Origin of the sequence: Zarconia navalis LEGE 11467, from assembly GCF_015207075.1 — a bacterium.
Classification (GTDB): Bacteria; Cyanobacteriota; Cyanobacteriia; order Cyanobacteriales; family Geitlerinemataceae; genus Zarconia; species Zarconia navalis.
The window spans coordinates 1-5,528 of sequence record NZ_JADEXN010000379.1; the positions used below are offsets into that span (position 1 = coordinate 1).

Annotated in this window: 8 protein-coding genes; 4 read left to right on the forward strand and 4 right to left on the reverse strand. The window is 51.5% G+C overall.

What is annotated here, in order from left to right; all coding sequences use genetic code 11:
- The 3 genes from IQ235_RS17455 to purU all read right to left on the reverse strand — a co-directional run.
- Window positions 1–478, reverse strand: a 478-nt coding sequence (locus tag IQ235_RS17455; protein ID WP_264322701.1) for a ribonuclease T2 family protein, incomplete at its 3' end; no start/stop codon positions are given.
- Between the two features lie 88 nt (window positions 479–566).
- Window positions 567–1,256: a L,D-transpeptidase family protein gene (locus IQ235_RS17460; RefSeq protein ID WP_264322702.1), complete on the reverse strand. Its 690-nt coding sequence runs from the start codon at window positions 1,254–1,256 to the stop codon at window positions 567–569.
- Window positions 1,257–1,353: 97 nt separating this feature from the next.
- Window positions 1,354–2,208, reverse strand: a complete 855-nt coding sequence (gene purU / locus IQ235_RS17465; RefSeq protein ID WP_264322703.1) for a formyltetrahydrofolate deformylase — start codon at window positions 2,206–2,208, stop codon at window positions 1,354–1,356.
- A 372-nt stretch (window positions 2,209–2,580) separates the two neighbouring features.
- Between purU and hisB the strand changes: the two genes are divergently transcribed.
- The 4 genes from hisB to IQ235_RS17485 all read left to right on the forward strand — a co-directional run bounded on the left by hisB (window position 2,581) and on the right by IQ235_RS17485 (window position 4,798).
- Window positions 2,581–3,237 (forward strand): imidazoleglycerol-phosphate dehydratase HisB, encoded by a 657-nt coding sequence (hisB, locus tag IQ235_RS17470; RefSeq protein ID WP_264322704.1) that lies wholly within the window; start codon window positions 2,581–2,583, stop codon window positions 3,235–3,237.
- A gap of 110 nt (window positions 3,238–3,347) precedes the next feature.
- Window positions 3,348–3,683: a hypothetical protein gene (locus IQ235_RS17475; RefSeq protein WP_264322705.1), complete on the forward strand. Its 336-nt coding sequence runs from the start codon at window positions 3,348–3,350 to the stop codon at window positions 3,681–3,683.
- A gap of 44 nt (window positions 3,684–3,727) precedes the next feature.
- Entirely contained in the window at window positions 3,728–4,069 is a 342-nt protein-coding gene (locus IQ235_RS17480) for a YtxH domain-containing protein (RefSeq protein ID WP_264322706.1), read from the forward strand.
- Between the two features lie 159 nt (window positions 4,070–4,228).
- On the forward strand, window positions 4,229–4,798 hold the full coding sequence (locus IQ235_RS17485; protein ID WP_264322707.1) for a DUF948 domain-containing protein: 570 nt from the start codon (window positions 4,229–4,231) through the stop codon (window positions 4,796–4,798).
- Between the two features lie 93 nt (window positions 4,799–4,891).
- On the opposite strand, the gene IQ235_RS17490 is transcribed toward IQ235_RS17485, so the two are convergent.
- A partial coding sequence (locus tag IQ235_RS17490; RefSeq protein WP_264322708.1) for a Mur ligase family protein occupies window positions 4,892–5,528 on the reverse strand: 637 nt, incomplete at its 5' end.

Consider the following 5,528-nt stretch of genomic DNA (forward strand, 5'->3'; position numbering starts at 1 on the left):
CGCTTACGGGAGAAGCATTCAAGCCATCGAGCAGGGCGATCGTCTCTCGATAATATTCTTCCGGGGTTGCTGAGTAACAGGTACCGTGTTTGTACCACTCGTGGCGATGGAGTCCCGATTGATATCCCGGCATCTTGGCTTGTAACTCGCGCCGGGTGCCAGCACTTAGATCTAGTTCGGGTAAATCCAGCCATCGCCTGTCGCGATCGGTTTGTTCGATCGCTCGGGAAACATTACAGTAAGTGTTATTGCGAGGTTGCGGCCACAATCCGTGAATGGAAAAGTGGGTAGCATCAAATCGATCGCCAGTTTGGCTTTCGCATTCGGGTAGATTCGGTCGAGTCTCGCAAAAACCCGGCTGCCAACTGATAGCGAGGACGTAGTTCGGATCGTCGGCTTGGGCGGATTTAGGGATGGCGATCGCACCGAGAAGATTAATCCCGAATGCGAACAGCAAACCGATCGTTTTTTTTCTCATTTCTTGAGAATTCTCCTGACACGAAACCTGTAAGCGCGGACTAATTTTCTAGCAGATATCTTCTTTAGACACAGTGTCTTAACCCAAATCAGGGAATAATTTCAACCAAGGTTCCTACCTGTACGATTCGATCGAGTTCTTCGATATCTTCGTTTTTGAGCGAGACACATCCCCAAGTCCAGTTCGTGCCTGCATCGATCCAACTGTCAGCGCCCGCAGGTACGCCGTGAATTCCTATTTCGCTCCCCACGCGATCGAACCAGCCAATCTCACCATTCCACTTCGCTTTTAGATGTTTGCGCCAAGATTCTGGGGTCGGATAATCGAGCCAGAAAAATATCGACCATTCTGGGTGAGGGTACATATCTTGAATGGAGAAAATGCCTTCAGGAGTTTTGCGATCGCCTTCTTTGCTTTTGTCGCCACTCGGGTTTCCCCCCAACACCATCGGGTAAGATCGAATCGGCTCACCGTCGAAGAAAACGGTTAGTTTGAATTTCGATTTTTCGACTAAAACCGACACTTTGTTTTCATCAAAGTTCTCTGAATTAAAAAGTTTAGAAACAGCACCTCGATCGTCTAAAAACGTATCGTCTGGGGTGACTGGATGCAAAGGTTCTGAAGAAGAGCAACCCTTCAGACAAAAAACATCGGGAATTAAATGAAGGGGAACAGTATAACCAAAACGGCTTAATTGAACGTAGAGTCCAAAACTGCTAAAAATCAAAATGATGAGGGCGAAAGTATTTCGTGCTTTCAAGTTTTGAAATTGGAGCATAACGTGCGATCGAGAATCTTGGAGATGGTGGATCTTTCAACGATAACCACAGTCTCGATCGGGTTATTTCCGAATGTCTAACATCACATAGCCAAGCTCAGGAAAAAACCACGGTTCGATTGCCATATACCAACACCCGATGTTGCAAGTGCAAGCGCACGGCTCTCGCGAGTACCATCCGTTCCAAATCTTTCCCCTTGCGAATCAAATCGGCAACCTCGTCCCGATGACTGACGCGCACCACATCCTGCTCGACGATCGGACCTTCATCGAGATCGACAGTGGCATAGTGAGCCGTTGCGCCGATAATTTTTACCCCCCGCTTATGAGCGCGATGGTAGGGACGCGCACCGGGAAATGCCGGGAGGAAAGAGTGATGGATATTGATAATTTTGGGAAATCGATCGATAAAGTCAGTACTCAGAATCTGCATGTACTTTGCCAGTACCGCCAAATCGATGTTGTATTCTTGTAACAAGTCCAGTTGTCGGGCTTCGGACTCGGCTTTGGTCTGGCTGGAAATCGGGATGTGGTGATAGTCGATGCCGAAGCGCTCGGCAATGGGGCGTAATGTTTCGTGATTGCTGAGAATGAGGGGAATTTCGGCGGGTAGTTCTTTAGCCCGCTGCCGCCACAGCAAATCGAGCAGGCAATGGTCTTGTTGGGTCACCCAAATGGCCAGACGGGGTATCTCATCAGAGAAATGCACTTCCCAGTTGGCTTCGAGGGGAAAAGCGATCGCCTCGAAAGCCGGGGCGATTATCTCGCGGGGGAGGTTGAATCCATCAAGTTGCCACTCCACCCGACTCAAAAAAACCCCTCTTTCGAAGTCTGTATGTTGGTCGGCGTGGACGATATTGCCACCATAGGAATAGATAAAATTGGCAATTGTGGCCACAAGTCCCTGACGATCGGGACAGGAAATTAGCAACGTGGCGGTGGGACGAGTCATAAGCACCTGTTGGACTAATAAAAGAGAAAGAATAAAATCTTAAAATTTCGATGGGGTATAAGATTGAGAGATTTGAAAATTTCGGTGAGAGCGGGCATTTTCCGAATAGATACCACTTCAATCTTAGAAATGCTGCGAACAAAAACTCTCGCCTCTACAATGCCTCGAACGCTTTGCTAGGTCAACTTAATATATGGGTTTCTCCAGGTCGTGAATATAATGATGCAACCTGGGCGATCGCAATTGACCTAAAATCGAGAAACGCACATCTTGCCCGAGCTGCGATCGCATTGCCCAAATCCTCCCAAATGGGAATGAAGTCGATCGGGTTCAAGAGTCTAGATACAATCCATTCCTGGTGTTCCCGAACCCATGCAAACTACAGATCGCCCCTCCACTAGCCCTCTAAGTACCAGCCCAGCGTCACTGACTCGAGCGGCTTCCGTGTGCCGCACCACCGGGGAAACTGACGTAAAAGTGAGTGTAGACCTCGACGGTACGGGCAATTGCACGGCCGAGACGGGGATTCCTTTCCTCGATCACATGTTGCACCAAATCTCTTCCCACGGACTGATCGATTTGGACGTGCGGGCCACGGGAGATTTGGAGATTGACGACCACCACACCAACGAAGATGTAGGGATTACCTTGGGACAAGCCTTGGGAGATTTTAAAGGTATCGTCCGCTTCGGGCATTTTATCGCTCCCCTGGATGAGGCATTGATTCAAGTGTCGCTGGATTTTTCCGGTCGTCCCCACCTCAGCTACGGTTTAGAGATTCCCACCCAGCGCGTGGGAACTTACGATACCCAGTTGGTGCGAGAGTTTTTTGTGGCGATCGTCAATCACGCTCAAATGACCTTGCACGTTCGCCAGTTGGACGGGATTAACTCCCACCATATTATCGAAGCGACCTTCAAAGCTTTCGCGAGATCCCTGCGGATGGCAACAGAAATCGATCCCCGACGCGCCAGTACGATTCCCAGTTCCAAAGGAATGTTGAGATCGACTGACCAATCCCACTCGTAAACCGGAGCGATCGGGTAGGATGATGCCAACCCCCCCTCTCCGCTCGGCGATCGAGATGCTATGTCAAAACTCTTGCAGCACTCATCACTCTACCTCAACCCCCTCGAACGATGCTAACCGCTGTTTTAATCGCGAATGCCTTGGTGGCACTGGTTTGTTTTTACGCCACTTGGCGGGTATTGAAACTGCGGCGAACCTTAGCGCGGGTTGCAGATGTACTGCTTGATGTCGAACGCAATACCCGCTACATTCTCCACAATGCTCCCGACTTCATTCTTTCGGGACAGATGGGAACGCGACAGTTCCGCCATCAGTACCGGCAGTTGGAACTGCAAATGCGGCGAGTCCGCAAGGTTCTGGCGCTAGTCTATTTTGGTAAGCGGATCTGGCAACGTCGGAGGATGAAAGAGGTTTCACGCCTTCAAAGTTCTCTAAAAGAGCTTTGAAGGTACGTTGGATAGAATTGGTTTATAAGGAACGATCGAGAGCAATGTCAAAGAACCGTACGGGCGCATTCGTGGGCGGAATGCTACTGGGAACCGCGATCGGAGCGATCGGGGGCTTGCTGTTTGCCCCTCGCACCGGTCGCCAGACGCGACAGACCCTGAAAAAATCAGCCGAAGCGCTGCCGGAACTGGCTGAAGATCTCGCCACCAGTGTCGGACTGCATGCCGATCGCCTTTCGACAACTGCCGTTCGGAGTTGGGGGGAAACCCTCGATCGGCTTCGAGACGCGATCGCTGCTGGAGTTGAAGCTTCTCAGGAAGAACATCAAGTTCTGAGTCGATCGGATACTCAAATCCAATCCCCAGTCAACGATCGCGTCCTTTAGATATTTGAGAGCATAGATGCCCTTAACCCTACAGATGTATCCTATTTGCGATCGAGGAGACTCATTGAGGACAGATCCACAAGATTTCAGAGGCTTTGTGTCCTCTACATTCCTTGCTCCTTCTATCCCCCTTACCCCAGCCTCCCGCAATATCTTCCCGTGACCGATCCCATTTTTTGGCTAGGCGTTTCCCTCGGACTCGTGGCACTGAGCCTCGTGATGGTGTTGGCTGCTCTGATTCCTGCCGTGCGAGAATTGCAACGAGCTGCTCGCAGTGTCGAAAAACTCGCCGATACTCTCTCGCGGGAACTGCCTCCCACCCTCGAAGCCATTCGCCTCACCGGACTCGAAATTACAGAACTGACGGAGGATGTCAGCGATGGGGTGAAAAGTGCGGGGGAAGCAGTACAGCAAGTCAACCAAAGTGTCACCCGAGTCAAAAAACAAACTCGCCAAGTGCAAGCCACCACCCGCAGCGTTTTTGTGGGAGTGAAAGCGGCTTGGAAAAACTGGAATCGATCGTCGCGGGTTTCTCCACCCCATCGCCGGGTCGATCGATTTCGAGATGATATCGTAGATTTCTCCACCCCCTATAGTTTGAACGACGATTTGGGCGACGATGAGGGATATCCCGAAATCTCCCGTCGCCGCCGGGAATCTGAATTTGAAGGGGAATTGACTTCATATCCTTTTCCCCCTGAGGACGGCGATGGCGATCGCAAATCATAATGCAACGATCCGTCGATCTCCTGGGTGACAATATTTCAGACTTGGTCACGATCGCCCCAATCACCGCTTTGAGCTGTTGGCGATCGTGACAGCTTACGATCGCCCCGACAACCGCTCGAATAACGCCGCCCTGGCCTGTTCGCGATCGTCGAAGTGAATCTTCTCCGTTCCCAAAATTTGATAGTCCTCGTGTCCCTTCCCGGCGATGAGCACCCCATCCCCCGGTCGAGCTTGTAAAATCGCCGTGCGGATGGCTTCGGCGCGATCGGCAATCACCATCGGTTCCACCGAGTCCGGTATCCCCACCAAGACATCTTCCAAAATGCGATCGGGATCTTCCGTGCGTGGATTATCGGAAGTCACAACAGCCACATCGGCCAGTTCTGCGGCAAATTTTCCCATCAGGGGGCGTTTGGTGCGATCTCGATCGCCCCCGCAGCCGAAAACACAGATGGTTTTCCCGGAAATAAACGGACGCGCCGCCTCGAGTAAATTCTTCAAACTATCCGGTGTATGGGCGTAATCGACAATGGCGCTAATATCTTGGTCGGGACTCACCCACACCCGTTCCATCCGCCCCGGAACGCCGGGAAACTCCGGCAGGGCCGCCACGATCGCTCCTAAGTCTACCCCCAAATGCAACGCCGCCCCCACCGCTGCGAGCATATTTTCCAAATTGTACTGACCCACCAAGGGCAACTCGAAAGGTGTCTCTCCCATGGGTGTATGC